The organism is Burkholderia sp. IDO3 (assembly GCF_003366075.1).
Lineage (GTDB): Bacteria > Pseudomonadota > Gammaproteobacteria > Burkholderiales > Burkholderiaceae > Burkholderia > Burkholderia anthina.
Genome location: NZ_CP028963.1, coordinates 885,872 through 902,615 on the forward strand (window position 1 = coordinate 885,872; position 16,744 = coordinate 902,615).

13 protein-coding genes are annotated in these 16,744 nt (G+C 64.8%); all 13 read left to right on the top strand.

Annotated features, from left to right (window positions below; translation table 11 throughout):
• Positions 1-90 precede the first annotated feature (90 nt).
• The 13 genes from rfbB to DCN14_RS18645 all read left to right on the top strand — a co-directional run bounded on the left by rfbB (position 91) and on the right by DCN14_RS18645 (position 16,735).
• On the top strand, positions 91-1,152 hold the full coding sequence (rfbB, locus tag DCN14_RS18585; protein WP_096503391.1) for a dTDP-glucose 4,6-dehydratase: 1,062 nt from the start codon (positions 91-93) through the stop codon (positions 1,150-1,152).
• Between the two features lie 11 nt (positions 1,153-1,163).
• Positions 1,164-2,057, top strand: coding sequence for a glucose-1-phosphate thymidylyltransferase RfbA (rfbA, locus tag DCN14_RS18590; RefSeq protein WP_096503393.1), 894 nt, complete (start codon positions 1,164-1,166; stop codon positions 2,055-2,057).
• A complete protein-coding gene (gene rfbC / locus DCN14_RS18595; RefSeq protein WP_096503395.1) occupies positions 2,042-2,593 on the top strand; it encodes a dTDP-4-dehydrorhamnose 3,5-epimerase in 552 nt (183 codons plus the stop codon). Before rfbA ends, rfbC begins: the two co-directional genes overlap by 16 nt.
• Positions 2,586-3,482 carry a dTDP-4-dehydrorhamnose reductase gene (gene rfbD / locus DCN14_RS18600; protein ID WP_096503397.1) on the top strand — a complete coding sequence of 299 codons (897 nt, stop codon included), beginning with the start codon at positions 2,586-2,588 and terminating at the stop codon, positions 3,480-3,482. Before rfbC ends, rfbD begins: the two co-directional genes overlap by 8 nt.
• A 73-nt stretch (positions 3,483-3,555) precedes the next feature.
• A complete protein-coding gene (locus DCN14_RS18605) occupies positions 3,556-4,761 on the top strand; it encodes a sulfotransferase family 2 domain-containing protein (RefSeq protein WP_096503399.1) in 1,206 nt (401 codons plus the stop codon).
• A 255-nt stretch (positions 4,762-5,016) separates the two neighbouring features.
• Positions 5,017-6,462: a mannose-1-phosphate guanylyltransferase/mannose-6-phosphate isomerase gene (locus tag DCN14_RS18610; protein ID WP_096503401.1), complete on the top strand. Its 1,446-nt coding sequence runs from the start codon at positions 5,017-5,019 to the stop codon at positions 6,460-6,462.
• A complete protein-coding gene (locus DCN14_RS18615; RefSeq protein WP_096503403.1) occupies positions 6,462-7,256 on the top strand; it encodes an ABC transporter permease in 795 nt (264 codons plus the stop codon). The genes DCN14_RS18610 and DCN14_RS18615 overlap by 1 nt, the downstream gene beginning before the upstream one ends.
• Positions 7,256-8,476 (top strand): ABC transporter ATP-binding protein, encoded by a 1,221-nt coding sequence (locus DCN14_RS18620; RefSeq protein ID WP_096503405.1) that lies wholly within the window; start codon positions 7,256-7,258, stop codon positions 8,474-8,476. Before DCN14_RS18615 ends, DCN14_RS18620 begins: the two co-directional genes overlap by 1 nt.
• Entirely contained in the window at positions 8,476-9,933 is a 1,458-nt protein-coding gene (locus DCN14_RS18625) for a class I SAM-dependent methyltransferase (protein ID WP_096503407.1), read from the top strand. Before DCN14_RS18620 ends, DCN14_RS18625 begins: the two co-directional genes overlap by 1 nt.
• Positions 9,933-13,577 (top strand): glycosyltransferase family 1 protein, encoded by a 3,645-nt coding sequence (locus DCN14_RS18630; RefSeq protein ID WP_096503409.1) that lies wholly within the window; start codon positions 9,933-9,935, stop codon positions 13,575-13,577. The genes DCN14_RS18625 and DCN14_RS18630 overlap by 1 nt, the downstream gene beginning before the upstream one ends.
• 80 nt (positions 13,578-13,657) lie before the next feature.
• Positions 13,658-14,692 (top strand): GDP-mannose 4,6-dehydratase, encoded by a 1,035-nt coding sequence (gmd, locus tag DCN14_RS18635; RefSeq protein WP_096503766.1) that lies wholly within the window; start codon positions 13,658-13,660, stop codon positions 14,690-14,692.
• Positions 14,670-15,587, top strand: a complete 918-nt coding sequence (locus tag DCN14_RS18640; RefSeq protein WP_096503411.1) for an NAD-dependent epimerase/dehydratase family protein — start codon at positions 14,670-14,672, stop codon at positions 15,585-15,587. The genes gmd and DCN14_RS18640 overlap by 23 nt, the downstream gene beginning before the upstream one ends.
• Complete coding sequence (locus DCN14_RS18645; protein WP_096503413.1) at positions 15,584-16,735, top strand: glycosyltransferase family 1 protein; 1,152 nt, start codon at positions 15,584-15,586, stop codon at positions 16,733-16,735. The genes DCN14_RS18640 and DCN14_RS18645 overlap by 4 nt, the downstream gene beginning before the upstream one ends.
• The last annotated feature ends 9 nt before the right edge of the window (positions 16,736-16,744 follow it).

Below are 16,744 nucleotides of genomic sequence, written 5' to 3' on the forward strand. Positions count from 1 at the left end.
CCTTGAGTGACGCGCAAGCTGGCGTCGTCGCTTTCAGAATCTGTGGCGGCACGTGCTCGAGGCCTGCCGTGTATGACTTAAGGGAGCCTCATGATCCTGGTGACGGGCGGCGCGGGTTTTATCGGTGCCAACTTCGTACTCGACTGGCTGCGTCGATCCGACGAAGCCGTGCTCAATGTCGACAAGTTGACCTATGCGGGCAACCTCCGCACGCTGCAGTCGCTCGACGGGAGTCCGAAGCACGTGTTCGCGCGTGTCGATATTTGCGACGGCGCCGCGCTGCGCGCGCTGTTCGACGAACACCAGCCGCGCGCCGTCGTGCATTTCGCCGCCGAGAGTCATGTCGATCGCTCGATCCACGGCCCGGCCGATTTTGTTCAGACCAATGTCGTCGGTACCTTTACGCTGCTCGAAGCCGCCCGCGCGTACTGGAACGATCTCGATGCCGCGGGCAAGAGCGCGTTCCGCTTTCTGCACGTTTCCACCGACGAAGTATTCGGTTCGCTGTCGTCGACCGATCCGCAGTTCTCCGAAACGACGCCGTATGCGCCCAACAGCCCGTACTCGGCGACGAAGGCCGGTTCCGATCATCTCGTGCGCGCCTATCATCACACGTACGGCATGCCGACGCTGACCACGAACTGCTCGAACAACTACGGTCCGTACCAGTTCCCCGAGAAGCTGATTCCGCTGATGATCGCGAACGCGCTCGCCGGCAAGCCGCTGCCCGTGTACGGCGACGGCCAGAACGTGCGCGACTGGCTGTACGTCGGCGACCACTGCAGCGCGATTCGCGAAGTGCTCGCGCGCGGCGAACTCGGCGAAACGTACAACGTCGGCGGCTGGAACGAGAAGAAGAACCTCGAGGTCGTGCACACGCTGTGCGACCTGCTCGACCAGGCGCGTCCGAAGGCAGCCGGTTCGTATCGCGACCAGATCGCGTACGTCACCGACCGTCCCGGCCACGATCGCCGTTATGCGATCGACGCACGCAAGCTCGAGCGCGAACTCGGCTGGAAGCCCGCCGAGACGTTCGAGACCGGCCTCGCGAAGACGGTCGACTGGTATCTCGGCAACCAGGGCTGGGTCGACGAAGTCTTGTCCGGCGAGTACCGGAAGTGGGTCGAGACGAACTATGCGCAGCGCGCTTGAGGACTGACGTCATGGCACGTAAAGGCATCGTTCTCGCGGGCGGCTCCGGCACCCGGCTGTATCCGATCACGCATGCAGTGTCGAAGCAGTTGCTGCCGGTGTACGACAAGCCGATGATTTATTACCCGCTGTCGACGCTGATGATCGCCGGCATCCGCGACGTACTGATCGTCTCGACACCGCAGGACACGCCGCGCTTCGAATCGATGCTCGGCGACGGCAGCCAGTGGGGGATGAACATCCGGTACGCGGTGCAACCGTCGCCGGATGGTCTCGCGCAGGCGTTCACGATCGGCCGCGATTTCGTCGGCAACGATCCGTCGGCGCTGATCCTCGGCGACAACATTTTCTACGGGCACGATCTCGCGAAGCAGCTCGAACGTGCGTATGCGCAGGAAAGCGGCGCGACCGTGTTCGCGTATCACGTGCACGATCCCGAGCGCTACGGCGTCGTCGAGTTCGACCAGGCATTCCGTGCGCTGTCGATCGAGGAGAAACCGGCGAAACCGCGTTCGCACTACGCCGTCACCGGTCTCTACTTCTACGACAACCGCGTGTGCGACATCGCGGCCGACATCAAGCCGTCGCCGCGCGGCGAACTCGAAATCACCGACGTCAATTCGCGCTATCTTGCAGACGGCGCGCTGAACGTCGAGATCATGGGACGCGGCTATGCATGGCTCGACACCGGCACGCACGATTCGCTGATCGAGGCGGCAGGCTTCATCGCGACGCTGCAGAAGCGGCAGGGGCTCATGGTCGCGTGTCCCGAGGAGATTGCGTACCGCAAGCGCTGGATCGACGAAGAGCAAGTGCTGAAGCTTGCGCAACCGCTGTCGAAGAATGCTTACGGGCAGTATCTCCGGAACCTTCTGACGAATCAGGTCGCATGGCTATCCAGGTAACGGCAACGGCGCTTCCTGAAGTCAGGATCATCGAGCCGAAGGTGTTCGGCGACGCGCGCGGCTACTTCTACGAGAGCTTCAACGGCCGCGAATTCGCGGAACTCGTCGAGACCGGCGTCGAATTCGTGCAGGACAACCATTCGCGTTCGGCGAAGGGCGTGCTGCGCGGGCTGCACTACCAGATCGAACACGCGCAGGGCAAACTCGTGCGCGTGGTCGAGGGTGAAGTGTTCGACGTCGCGGTCGACATCCGGCGCAGTTCGCCGAATTTCGGCAAGTGGGTCGGCGTGACGCTGTCGGCCGACAACCATCGTCAGCTGTGGGTGCCGCCCGGCTTCGCGCACGGCTTCGTGGTGCTGTCGGAGGCGGCGCAGTTCCTGTACAAGACGACCGACTACTGGTTCCCGGAATACGAGCGCAGCCTGCTGTGGAACGATCCGGAGATCGGCATTCAATGGCCGTTCGACGGCGAGCCGGTGCTGGCGGCGAAGGATGCAGCGGGCAAGCCGCTGAACGAGGCAGAAGTCTATGCGTGACGGCGGCCATCGTCAGCCGACGATCCTCGTGACGGGGGTGAACGGCCAGATCGGATTCGAGTTGCTGCGCACGCTGCAGGGGCTCGGCCGCGTGGTGCCGTGCGACAGGTCGATGCTCGACCTGTCCGATCTCGATCGCGTGCGGGCCGTCGTGCGCGAGCTGAAACCGTCGCTGATCGTGAACCCGGCCGCGTATACCGCGGTGGACAAGGCCGAGACCGACATCGACGCGGCACGGCGGCTGAATGCCGACGTGCCGAGCGTGTTCGCGGAAGAACTGGCGCGTATCGGCGGCACGCTGATTCATTACTCGACCGATTACGTGTTCGACGGCACGCAGGCGCGCCCGTACACGGAAAGCGATGCGACGAATCCCGTGAACGTGTATGGCGCGACGAAGCTGGAAGGCGAGCAGGCGATCGCGGCCGCCGGCTGCGCGCATCTGATTTTGCGCACGAGCTGGGTGTATGGCCGGCGCGGCAGGAATTTCCTGCAGACGATGCTCAAGCTCGGCGCCGAGCGCCCGGCATTGAACATCGTCGCGGATCAGGTCGGTGCACCGACCTGGGCGAACACCATTGCCGCCGCCACGGCACACATCGTCGCGCAGGGCGCGGCGGCGGCCGACGCGCACTGGTGGGCGCGTCGCACGGGCATCTATCACCTCGCGTCGGCCGGTGCGACTTCGTGGTGCGGCTTTGCCGACGCGATCTTCGCGACCGCGATGGCCGGATGCACGCCGACGGTTGCGCCGATCGCGTCGAGCGACTACCCGACGCCGGCGAAGCGACCGGCCAATTCGAGGCTGGCGCTGGACAAGCTGACCGCGACGTTTGGTCTGCGGATGCCGGACTGGCGCGATGTGCTGCAACTGTGTCTGACCGGGTGATTCAAGGGTTGGGGGTGTACGAAGGGCGCGGGCTGGGCGGTTTTGCCGCGACTCTCATTTTCGATTGGTGACAATGCATACGGATCCGGTTTATTTCCTTCATATTCCCAAAACGGGGGGATCGTCGCTCATTTCTTTCCTCGAGGATCAGTACGACAGGGAAGACGTGTGCCCGGCGCAGGTCCTCGAGGAGCTGTTCGCGCTGCCGCGGGAATCCGTTGACAGGTACCGGCTGTTTCGCGGGCATCACTGGCACGGCATCGAGTCGTTCGTCGGACGAAACCTGACCCACCTCACGATGCTGCGGGATCCGGTGCAGCGAACGGTGTCGTGGTATCTGCATGCGCAGCGCCACGACGATACGTATCGTCATCGGCGGATGAACGACGAGAAGTGGTCGTTGCTGGATTTCGTTCGGGATCCTGAAACGAACTGGGACATCGTCAATACGCAGACCCTCTTTCTCGCGGCCGACTTCGACTACGAGAAGCTGATGCGCGATCCGATCGGCTACGGTCGCGAGGCGGTCAAGGAATACGCATCGCGCCGGCACGACCGGACGTTGCTCGACCGCGCGAAAAAGCGGCTCGAATCGTTCGCGTTCTTCGGTATCACCGAGCGCATGCGCGATTCGATGAACCTGCTCGCCTATTCGATGAACTTCTGTCCGAGGTTCGCGACGCCGCGGCTCAACACGTCGTCGGACCGGCCGGTCATGCACGGGCTGTCGTTCGAGGAAGTCGACGCGATTAACGAACTGACCGCCCTGGACCAGGAACTCTATGCGTGGGGTTGCGCACTGTTCGAGGAGCGTCATGGCGATATGGTTCGCGCGTTGCTGATCGAGCGTTTCGAACAATCGGACACGTTGCGCAAGAATTCCTGGCATGCGCCGCTTTCGGCGCAGGCAAAGGCCGGAATCGCGGTGACGGTGCTCGACGCGCCGTCGACGGTTGCCGCGGGCGCGTCGTTTTCGGTGCGCGTTCGCTTGTCCAACCGGTCGAACTTTCAACTGGCCAGCCGTGCGCCGACTCCGGTGCACGCGTCGTATCACTGGCTCGACCGCACGCGCTCGCAGGTCGTGGTGTTCGACGGCGAACGAACGAGGCTGAAGGCCTCCATGATGCCGGGCGAGGCGCAAGATCTGCAGGTGTCGATCGTGGCGCCGGCCGCGGCCGGGCGCTACGTGCTGCGGCTGACCCTGGTTCAGGAAGGCGTCGCGTGGCTCGACGACGGTCAGTCGGGTGCATTCGGCGATGTCGAGGTGACCGTCCGGTAAGGCCCGTTCGACGGGTACGGCGCTTTTGTCGCCGCCGGCGCAAGCCGGGCCGCCCGATCGCCCGGCGCAGGCATCCGGGCCTTGCGTGGCGGCGGTTCCCGGCGCCCGGCCGGTTCCGAAGGCGGCAGTTCGCCAGCTATAATTCCGGCTTGGTCCGGCCGGTCGCGACCGGCCGGCAGGCACGCCGGTGGTGGTTTGATGTAAGTGGCGAAGGTGTTTGCTTCGCCAGCGGATACTAAATCTGGAGTGAATGTGATGTTAATCCCCGTCATCCTGTCCGGTGGTGCCGGCACGCGGCTTTGGCCCGTCTCCCGCGAAGGGCACCCCAAGCCGTTCATGAAGCTTGCCGACGGCGAGAGCCTGCTGCTGAAGACGTACCGACGGGCAGCCGCGGCGGTCGGCCAAGATGCCGAGTCCGCATGCGCGGAACTGCTGACGGTCACGAACCGCGACTACTACTTCATGAGCAAGGACGAGTTCGTCTGCGCGGCGCTCGGCGATCAGCAATCTGGCGTATTCATGCTCGAGCCGTCCGGCCGGAACACGGCGCCCGCCGTCGCGATGGCGGCGCACCACGTGGCGGAAAAGTACGGGCGCGATGCGCTGATGCTGGTGCTCGCGGCCGATCATCTGGTGCAGGATCAGCAAGGATTCTCCGCAGCCGTTGCAAGCGCGGTCGAACTGGCGAAGCAGGGCAAGCTGGTGACGTTCGGTATCGTGCCGACGTGCCCGGATACCGGCTTCGGCTATATCGAGGCCGGCGAGCAGATCGGCAACGGCCGGGTCGTGCAGCGCTTCGTCGAGAAGCCCGATGCGGCGAAGGCCGCCGAATACCTGGCGACGGGCAATTATCTGTGGAATTCCGGCATGTTCTGCTTCGCGGCGGGCGCCATTCTCGACGAGATGGCCCGTCACGCGCCGGACGTCGCGGCGGCTGCCGAAGCATGCTGGGCGTCGCTGCAAGCCGACAAGGCAACCGCGCAGATGCTCGAGATTCCGGCCGAATCGTTCCAGAAGATGCCCGACATTTCGATCGACTACGCGGTGATGGAGCGCTCGTCGAACGTCGCGGTGGTGCCGTCCAGCTTCGGCTGGAGCGACATCGGCTCCTGGGGTGCGGTGCGCGACCTGGTGGCGCCGGATCAGGACAGCAACCGTGTCGTCGGCGATGCGATCTTCGTCGATAGCCACAATACCTACGTGCAAAGCCCGGATCGCGTGGTCGCGGCAGTCGGCGTGGCCGATCTGATGATCATCGATACGCCGGACGCGTTGCTGGTCGCGCATCCCGATCGCGCGCAGGACGTGAAGCAGGTCGTCGCCCGGCTGAAGAAGCGCAATCACGATGCGTACAAGCTGCATCGCACCGTGAGCCGGCCGTGGGGCACCTACACGGTGCTGGAGGAAGGGCCGCGCTTCAAGATCAAGCGCATCGAGGTCAAGCCGGGCGCGAGCCTGAGCCTGCAGATGCACCATCACCGCAGCGAGCACTGGATCGTCGTGTCGGGGATGGCCAAGGTCGTCAACGGTGACCGCGAAATCTTCGTGCGCACCAACGAGTCCACCTACATCCCGGCCGGGCACAAGCATCGCCTCGAGAATCCGGGCGTGCTGGATCTCGTGATGATCGAGGTGCAGAGCGGCGAATACCTTGGGGAAGACGACATCGTTCGTTTCCAAGATGTGTACGGGCGGGCTTGATGCTGGGCATGCTGAGAGCCCTGTGGGCGTATCGCGGCTTCATCCTGGGAAGCGTCAAGCGGGAATTCCAGTCCAAGTACCGTAATTCCCTGCTGGGCGCCGCGTGGACGGTCCTCAACCCGCTCGCGATGATCGTCGTCTATACGGTGATTTTTTCGCGGGTGATGCATGCCCGGCTGCCGGGCGTCGACAGCGGCTTCGCGTACAGCATTCACCTGTGCGCGGGCGTGCTGCCGTGGGGGATGTTCGTCGAGATCGTCAGTCGCGCGCAGAACGCGTTCATCGAGAACGCCAACCTGATCAAGAAGCTGAATTTTCCCCGGCTGTGCCTGCCGGTGATCGTGGTGGCGAACTCGCTGATCAACTTCGCGATCGTGTTCGGGCTGTTCGTGGTATTCCTGCTGGTCACCGGCAACTTTCCCGGCGTGGTGTTCGTGGCCGTCATTCCGCTGCTGATCGTGCTGACGCTGTTCGCGATCGGTCTCGGGATCACGCTCGGCGTGCTGAACGTGTTCTTCCGCGACGTCGGGCAGTTCTTCAACATCGTGCTGAATTTCTGGTTCTGGCTGACGCCGATCGTCTATTCGGTCGACATCCTGCCCAAGCAGATCCAGGCCGGGATGCAGTTCAACCCGATGGCATCGCTGGTCGAGTCGTTCCAGGTCGTGATGATGCAGGCCAGGTGGCCCGACTGGTCGCAGCTCTGGTTCGTGACGGCGCTGGGCGTCGGCCTGTGCCTGCTCGGCTTCAGCCTGTTCCGCAAGCATGCGGGCGAAATGGTGGATGAACTCTGATGGGCACCATTACCGTTACCAATCTGGGCAAGGCCTACAAGCAGTATCCGACGCGCTGGTCGCGTCTCGTCGAATGGATGGACCCGCGCCGCAAGCCGCATCACACGCTGCACTGGGTGCTGCGCGACGTGAGCTTCTCGGTGAAGGCCGGCGAGGCGCTGGGCATCATCGGCATCAACGGCGCGGGCAAGAGCACGCTGCTGAAGATGATCGTCGGGACTACGCAGCCGAGCGTCGGCAGCGTGACCATGACCGGCCGCGTTGCCGCGCTGCTGGAGCTCGGGATGGGGTTTCACCCGGACTTCACCGGGCGCCAGAACGTGATGATGGCCGGGCAGCTGCTCGGCTATTCCGTCGACGAGCTGCTCGCGCTGATGCCGGAAATCGAGGCGTTCGCCGAAATCGGCGAATACATCGACCAGCCGGTGCGCGTGTATTCGAGCGGCATGCAGGTGCGTCTGGCGTTCAGCGTCGCGACCGCGCGCCGGCCCGACGTGCTGATCGTCGACGAGGCGCTGTCGGTCGGCGATGCGTATTTCCAGCACAAGAGCTTCGACCGGATCCGCGAGTTCCGCAAGCTGGGCACGACGCTGCTGATCGTCGCGCACGACAAGGCGGCGATCCAGGCGATCTGCGATCACGCGATCCTGCTGAATGCGGGACGGCTGGAGATGCAAGGGCAGCCGGAAGTGGTCATGGACTACTACAACGCGATGCTGGCCGACCGCAAGGATCACGAGGTCCGGCAGGAGAAGCTCGAGAGCGGCGCGGTGCAGACGGTGTCCGGCACCGGCGAGGCAGTGATCGACGCAGTCGAGCTGCTGGACGAGTCCGGTCAGCCTATCGAGGTTGCGGGCGTCGGGCAGCCGGTCGCATTGTGCGTCAAGGTCCGGTGCGTGGAGGCGATCCCCGAGCTGGTGGTCGGCTACATGATCAAGGACCGGCTCGGGCAGACGGTGTTCGGCACGAACACGTATCACCTGAAGCAGGTGCTGGTCGGTCTCGATGCGGGACAGACGATCGAGTTGCGCTTTGAATTCACGGCCAATCTCGGCGTCGGCAGTTATTCGGTTGCGGTCGCGCTGCATACGGGCGACGCCCATCTTGCCAACAACTACCAGTGGCGCGACCGCGCGCTGGTGTTCAACGTCGTCAACATCAAAATGCAAGACTTTGTCGGCGTAGCCTGGTTGCCGACGACGGTGCGGAGCTTGCCATAGTGGATAGTTTTTATCGTGCGTTTGAAGATCGGTATCGGGGATCGCGCAAGCTGATCAAAAGCCGGCTGACGAACTACTCGCCCTTCTTTCAGCCGCTCGCGGCGCGTTATCCGGGCGGGAAGACCTTCGACCTGGGGTGCGGCCGCGGCGAGTGGCTCGAGCTGATGGTCGAGGCCGGCTTCGAACCGATGGGGGTCGATCTCGACGCGGACATGCTGGAAGCCTGTCGCGAGCGCGGGCTGCCGGTTCAGCAGGGCGATGCGATCGCGTATCTCGCGTCGCTCGAATCGGATAGCCACGCGCTGATCTCGGCGTTTCACGTCGTCGAACACGTGAGCTTCGAGCAGCTGGGTGTGATCGTCGCCGAAGCGCTGCGCGTGCTGAAGCCGGGCGGCCTGCTGATTCTCGAGACGCCGAATCCGGAAAACATCTCGGTGGCGACGACCAATTTCTACATGGATCCGTCGCACCAGAAGCCGATTCCGCCGCTGTTGCTGTCGTTCGTCGCCGAGCATGCGGGCTTCGATCGCGTGAAGGTGGTTCGTCTGCAGGAATCGCCGGAGCTGCGCGATGCCGCGACACCGGTTCAGTTCCTCGACATCGTGCGCGGCGCGAGCCCCGACTATGCGATCGTCGCGCAGAAGAACGTGGAATCGACCGAGGGCGCGTTCGACGAAGCGTTCGGCGCGGAATACGGGCTGACGATCGATACGCTGATCCAGCGTTACGAAACCCGCCTGACGTCGAACGTTTCGCAGATCGGCGGTCGCGTGCAGCAGATGGGTGCGCGGCTTCAATCCATCGAAGGTCAACTGCGGCTCGCGGAAGGGCGGCTGCAGCTCGCCGAGGATCGTAGCAGGTTCGCCGAAGAACAGCGCGTGCTGGCGGAGCAAGTGCTGCGCGAGGTTGAAGCGCGCGCGCAGCATGCCGAGGAACTGGCCAGGCTGGCCAGCTCGCGGGTCGTCGATACGCAACTGCTGCATGTCGAGGATCGGTGCCGGCAGCTCGAGGCGCAGCTCGCACTGGCCGAGAGCAAGCTGCACGAGGCCGAGGCGCGTGCGCAGCACGAGCAGGCCGTGGCCCAGCAGACCCATGCGCATTTGCAGGCCGTCTATCGGAGCACGTCGTGGCGCGTCACCGCGCCGCTGCGGTGGGTGAGCCTCGGCCTGCGCGGCAAGGGACTCGGGCCGCTCAAGCGGGCCGTGAAGCAGCAGGTGAAGCGGGTGGTGCGCTACGCGTACCGGCAGCCCGTGCTGCGCCGGCTCACGGTGGCCGTGCTCAATCGCGTGCCGGGCCTGAAGGCGCGTCTCGTGCCGTACGTGGCGGCCGCAGCGGCCAGCCAGCCCGTCGGCACCGCGTCGACGCATATCCGTATCGACAATCTGGACGCGCATGCGAATCGCATTCACGCGAGCCTGGTCGCTGAATTCGACCGGCTGAAGCAGGAGAAGAACTGATGCGCATTGTTATCGACATGCAGGGTGCGCAGACAGAAAGCCGATTCCGCGGAATCGGTCGCTACGTACTGGGTTTTGCGAAGGGCGTCGCGCGCGTGCGCGGCGAGCACGAGGTCGTACTGGTCCTGAACGGCATGCTGCGCGAATCGATCGAAGCGATTCGCGCGGAGTTCGAGGGGCTGCTGCCCCAGGAAAACATTCGCGTCTGGCAAGCGATCGGACCGGTCGAGGAAGTGATCGACGACAACGTCACGCGCCGGGAAATCGCGGAGCTGAGCTGGGAGTCCTTCCTCGCGAGCCTGCGGCCGGACGTCGTGCACGTCGGCAGCCTGTTCGAAGGCGTGACGGGCTACGGCGTATCCAGCGTCGGCCAGCTCGATCACGCAACGCCGGTCAGCGTGACGCTGCACGATCTCATTCCGCTCGTGCACGCGAAGCGATATCTTGATCCGCACCCGGTCACCTCGCGGCACTACTACCGGAAGATCGGCTATTTGCAGAAGGCGGCGCTGCTGCTCGCGAACTCCGAGTTTTCGCGGCAGGAAGGCATCGAGTATCTGGACTATCCGGCCGAGCGGATCATCGCGGTGTCGTCGGCCATCGAGGATTCGTTCAAGCCGATCTCCGTCGATGCGGCCGAGGCCGACCGGCTGCGCCGGCAATTCGGGATCAACGCATCGTTCCTGCTGTACACGGGCGGTGCGGACGAGCGCAAGAACCTGCCGCGACTGATCGAGGCGTACTCGCAGCTGTCCGGCACGCTGCGTGCGAAGGTGCAGCTGGTGTTCGTGGGCAAGATCCCGGAATCCGTCAAGGCCGAGCTCTACAAGCACGCGGCACAGTTCGGCGTCGGAGAGTCCGAACTGAAGTTCACGGGCTTCGTCAGCGATGCGGATCTGCACGCGCTATACGCGATCTGCGACGCGTTCGTCTTCCCGTCGTGGCACGAAGGATTCGGTTTGCCGGTGCTCGAGGCGATGGCGTGCGGTGCGCCCGTCATCTGCGCGCACGCGGGCAGCCTGCCGGAAGTCATGGGCTGGCAGGATGCGATGTTCGACCCGATGGATGTGCCGGCGATGTCGCGCAAGCTGGCCGAGGTGCTGGAGGATCCGGCGTTCCGCCAGAAGCTGCGCGAGCATGGCCTCGTGCAGTCCGGCAAATTCTCGTGGGATGCAGTGGGCCGCCGGGCGTTCGCCGAATGGGAAAAGCTCGCTGCGCCGCCCCGGCCATCGTGGCTCGAGCAGTCCCGTTCCCAGGAGCACCTGATCGAACTGGTGGCGGCCAAAGCCGCCCGATCGGCGGATCGCAACATGCTGGTTCCGCTCGCGGCATGCCTCGCGCAGAACGAGAAGACGGGCTATGTCCGGCAGATCCTGGTCGACGTGTCGGAGTTCTGCCAGAACGATGCGGGCACCGGCGTGCAGCGGGTCGTCCGCAACTACCTCGACTGCCTGCTCAAGCATCCGCCGGCAGGGTATCGCGTCGAGCCCGTCTATGCGACGCTGACCCACGGGTATCGGTATGCACGCCGCTTTACCCAGAAGTTCCTCGGCGCACCGGTGGACGAATCGATTCGCGACAGCGACGTGCAATGGCAGCGCGGCGACGTGTTCCTCGGTCTCGACATGCAGCACTCCGTGCAGATCGCGCAGGCGGCCTTCTATCAGAAGCTTCGGCAGCAGGGCGTGTGCGTGAAGTTCCTGGTCTACGACCTGCTGCCCATCGAGTTCCCGGAGTATTTCTTCGACGCGAACCTGAAGACGATGCACGAACGGCTGCTGGCCGTGATGGCCACGACGGACGGCACGATTTGCATTTCCAAGGCGACTTCCGACGCGCTGCTCGCGTGGATTCGCGACAAGAACATCCCGACGTCGCCGAACTTCAGCAGCACGTGGGCGCACATCGGCGTCGATTTCCCGGACGTGGTCGAAGGCGGGCTGCCGCCTGACGCCGCGACGGTGATCGCCGCGATGCAGCGCTGCCCGAGCTTCCTGTGCGTGTCGACCATCGAGCCGCGCAAGAACCAGGCGCAGGTGCTGGAGGCGGTCGAGGCGTTGTGGGCGGCAGGGCAGGACGTCTGCCTGACCTTCGTCGGGCGCCTGGGATGGAAGATGGACGCGCTCGCGGACAAGATGCGCAAGCATCCGGAGTTCGGCAAGCGTCTGTTCTGGCTTGCCGGCGTCGACGACAACTACCTGATCAGCCTGTACAAGGCGGCCAGCGGGCTGGTCGCCGCCAGCGTCAACGAGGGTTTCGGCCTGTCGCTGATCGAAGCCGCGTACTACGGGCTGCCCGTCATCGCGCGGGACATTCCCGTGTTCCGCGAGGTGGCCGGCGACGGCGCCTATTATTTCGGCGGGAATTCGGCCGGCGAACTGGGCACGGCGCTCGCGGCATGGCTCGAACTGTACCGGCTCGGCCAGCATCCGAAGCCGACCGGCATTTCGTGGCTGAACTGGGAAGACAGCACGGCGCTGCTCGCGTCGCGGCTTCTGGACGGCGTATCGAACACGCGCCAGTTGCTCGTCGATATTTCCGAGCTGGTGCAGCGCGATGCGCGCAGCGGCATCCAGCGCGTCGTGCGCAGCATTCTTCGGGAGTGGGTGCTGCAGCCGCCCGTAGGCTATCGTATCGAGCCGGTGTATGCGACTGCCGACCAGCCGTATCGTTACGCGAGAACATATATGGCCCGCTTCCTCGGGAAGGAAGACGATTCGCTGACCGACGACCCGATCGAATACGGCCCCGGCGACGTGTTCCTCGGGCTCGATCTCGCGCCGGCGGTCGTGCCGCATTACGCGGGCTTCTATCAGAACCTGCGCGAGCAGGGCGTGCGGGTCAAGTTCGTCGTCTACGATCTGCTGCCGCTACGGGACAACCATTTCGAGCAGCACGTCGTCGACCACTTCGTGCGCTGGCTGGACGTCGTCGCCGAAAGCGACGGTGCGCTGTGCATTTCGAAGGCGGTCGCCGATGAATTCGAGGACTGGATGGCCGGGCGCAAGATCGCGCGGCAGCGTCCGTTCGCGTTGGACTGGTTCCATCTGGGTTCCGATATTGCGAACTCGGTTCCGACCACCGGCATGCCGAAAAACGCGGCAAGCGTGCTGGACGCACTGGCGGCGCGTGCCAGCTTCCTGATGGTGGGCACGCTGGAGCCGCGCAAGGGCCACGCACAGGTGCTGGAGGCTTTCGAGCAGTTGTGGGCGGCCGGCGTCGACGCCAATCTCGTGATTGTCGGCAAGCAAGGCTGGATGATGGACAATCTGGCGAACCGGCTGCGGTCCCACACGGAACGGGACCGCCGGCTGTTCTGGCTGGAGAGCATCAGCGACGAGTTTCTCGAGAAGGTGTATGCAGCGAGCGGTTGCCTGATCGCGGCGTCCACCGGCGAGGGTTTCGGGTTGCCGCTGATCGAGGCGGCTCAGCACGGCGTGCCGATCCTGGCGCGCGACCTTCCGGTCTTCCGCGAGGTGGCTGGCGAGCACGCAGCGTATTTCACGGCAAACGACGCGTCCGCGCTGGCCGGTGCGATTCGCGAGTGGCTGGCCGGGAAGGCGGCGGGCACCATTCCGGTGTCGACCGGCATGCCGTTTCTGTCGTGGCGGCAGAGCGCGGCGATGCTGACCGAAAAAATATAGGGTCGGGGCGAGTCCGACGGTCCGGCTTCACGTGGACCCGGCGTATTGAATAGTTCTGTTGAAACGAGTTTGAGGGGATGATGAAGACTTCCATTATTACCGGCATCACCGGTCAGGACGGTGCCTACCTTGCGCAGATTCTGCTCGAGAAAGGCTATACCGTTTACGGCACCTACCGCCGCACGAGCTCGGTCAACTTCTGGCGCATCGAGGAACTCGGGATCGCGAAGCACCCGAACCTGCATCTGATCGAGTACGACCTGACCGACCTGTCCTCGAGCATTCGTCTGCTGCAGACCACGGGCGCGACGGAAGTCTACAACCTGGCCGCGCAGAGCTTCGTCGGCGTGTCGTTCGACCAGCCGGTCACCACCGCGGAAATCACCGGGATCGGCCCGCTGAACCTGCTCGAGGCGATCCGCATCGTCAACCCGAAGATCCGCTTCTACCAGGCGAGCACGTCGGAGATGTTCGGCAAGGTGCAGGCGATTCCGCAGATCGAGTCGACGCCGTTCTATCCGCGCAGCCCGTATGGCGTGGCCAAGCTGTATGCGCACTGGATCACGGTGAACTATCGCGAGAGCTACGACATCTTCGGCTGCAGCGGGATCCTGTTCAACCACGAGTCGCCGCTGCGCGGCCGCGAATTCGTCACGCGCAAGATCACCGACTCCGTCGCGAAGATCAAGCTCGGCCAGCTCGACGTGCTCGAACTGGGCAACATGGACGCGAAGCGCGACTGGGGCTTCGCGAAGGAATATGTCGAAGGGATGTGGCGCATGCTGCAGGCCGACGAGCCGGACACCTACGTGCTGGCCACGAACCGGACCGAAACCGTGCGCGATTTCGTGCGCATGGCGTTCAAGGCGACGGGCGTCGACCTAGAGTTCAAGGGCAGCGACGTGAATGAAACCGGCGTCGATGTGGCGACCGGCAAGACGCTGGTTCGCGTCAATCCGAAGTTCCATCGCCCGGCCGAAGTCGATCTGCTGATCGGCAATCCGGAGAAGGCGAAGCAGAAGCTCGGCTGGGAGCCGAAGACGACGCTCGAGGAGCTGTGCGCGATGATGGTCGAAGCGGATTTGCGTCGAAATGAACGCGGCTTCTCGTTCTGACGCCCCGCGCGCCCTGGTGACGGGGCTCGGCGGCTTTACCGGCGATTACCTCGCGCAGTCGCTGCGTGCGGCCGGCTATCGCGTGTTCGGCACCGCGCACGGCGCCGAAGCGACGGGCGCCGACATGTACCGCGTCGACTTGTGCGACCGCGCCGCGCTCGCGCAAGTCGTCGCGGACGTGCAGCCGGACGTGGTCGCGCATCTGGCCGCGATCGCGTTCGTCGCGCACGGCGACGCCGATGCGATCTATCGCACCAACGTGGTCGGCACGCGCAACCTGCTGGAGGCGCTCGCGAACCTGGAGAACCGTCCGAAGGCGGTCCTGCTGGCGAGCAGCGCCAACATCTACGGTAACGCGGCGGTCGAGGTCATCGACGAATCGGTCGAACCGAATCCGGCGAACGACTACGCGGTCAGCAAGCTGGCGATGGAGTACATGGCGCGTCTTTGGCGCGACAAGCTGCCGATCGTCGTCGCGCGTCCGTTCAACTACACGGGTGTCGGCCAGTCGCCGCAATTCCTGCTGCCGAAGATCGTCGGCCATTTCCAGCGCGGCGAGCGCGTGATCGAGCTCGGCAATATCGACGTCGAGCGCGATTTTTCCGACGTTCGGCGCGTGGTGGACGCCTATCGGCGCCTGCTTCAACTGGCACCGGCCGGCGGCGTGTTCAACGTATGCTCGGGCCGTGCCGTATCGCTGAAGGCGGTGATCGCGATGATGGAACAGATCGCCGGCTATTCGATCGAGGTGCGCGTCAACCCGGCATTCGTGCGGGCGAACGAAGTCCGTCGTCTGCAGGGTGACGGTGCGCGCTTGCAGGCCGCCGTCGGGCCGCTCGAGGACATTCCGCTGGAAAGCACGCTGCGCTGGATGTTTGGCGGAGGGCGGGGGTGAAAGTCGGTTTCGGCACGACCGCCCTCGCGCGCAGCAGCGCGCATGGCGGTGTCGACGGCATCGGGTCGTATACGCGTGAACTGGGGCGGGCGCTGCTGGCGCACGGCGGGATCGACCTGGTTCCCGCCGGCTTCGGCGCGGTCGTCGGCAGCGATGCATTTCCGGGCGCCCGGCCGCCCGTGAACCTGGGCGGGCACGCGGTCGCGACGGTGCTCGGCGCCGTTACCCCGTGGTCCTGGGTCGACACGCAGGCGTTGCGCGCCGAGCGCGTCGACGTTTTCCATGCGACGGATCACCTGATTCCGAAGCTGTCGGGCACGCCCGTGATCGCAACGCTGATGGATGCCATCCCGTTGTCGCATCCGGAGTGGACGACGGTTCGCCTGGCCGCGCTGCGCCGCTGGCTGCTGCGGCGTTCCGGGCATTGGGCCGATCATGTGATCACGATCTCCGACTATTCGAAGCGCGAAATCGTCGAGCATTTCGGCATCGCGCCCGACCGGATCTCCGTCGTTCCGCTGGGCGTGCATCCGCGCTTCTTCGAGCGGATCGACGCGGCCGAGCGGGCCGCGGTGCTGAAGCGGCTCGGCCTGCCCGAGCAGTTCTTCCTGTGCGTCGGCACCTTGCAGCCGCGCAAGAACCTCGAGCGGGTGGTCGACGCCCACGCGAGCCTGCCTGCCGCATTGCGTCGCGATATCCCGCTGGTTATCGTCGGCCGTGCCGGGTGGGGCTGCGACCAGCTCGTCGCGCGCCTGAGCGCGGACGAAAGCGGCAGCGTGCGCTGGCTCCAGTATCTGCCCGACCACGACGTGCGTGCACTGATGCAGTCGGCCACCGCGCTCGTGTTCGCGTCGCTGTGCGAGGGTTTCGGGCTGCCGGTCGTCGAGGCGTTCGCGTCGGGGCTGCCGGTGATCGCATCGAATACGACGTCCGTTCCCGAAGTCGCGGGCGGCGCGGCGATCCTGGTCGACCCCGCCAGCACCGGCGACATCGCCGACGGGATGCGCGCGATCGTCGAGCAACCGGGCAAGGCCGCCGCGCTGCGCGAAGCCGGGCTTGCGCGTGCGCGCGAACTGAACTGGCCGGCCTGCGCGGCGCAGACCCTGGCCGTCTACGACGCCGTCCTGCGCGGGACGCGTCGTTCATGAATGAATTTG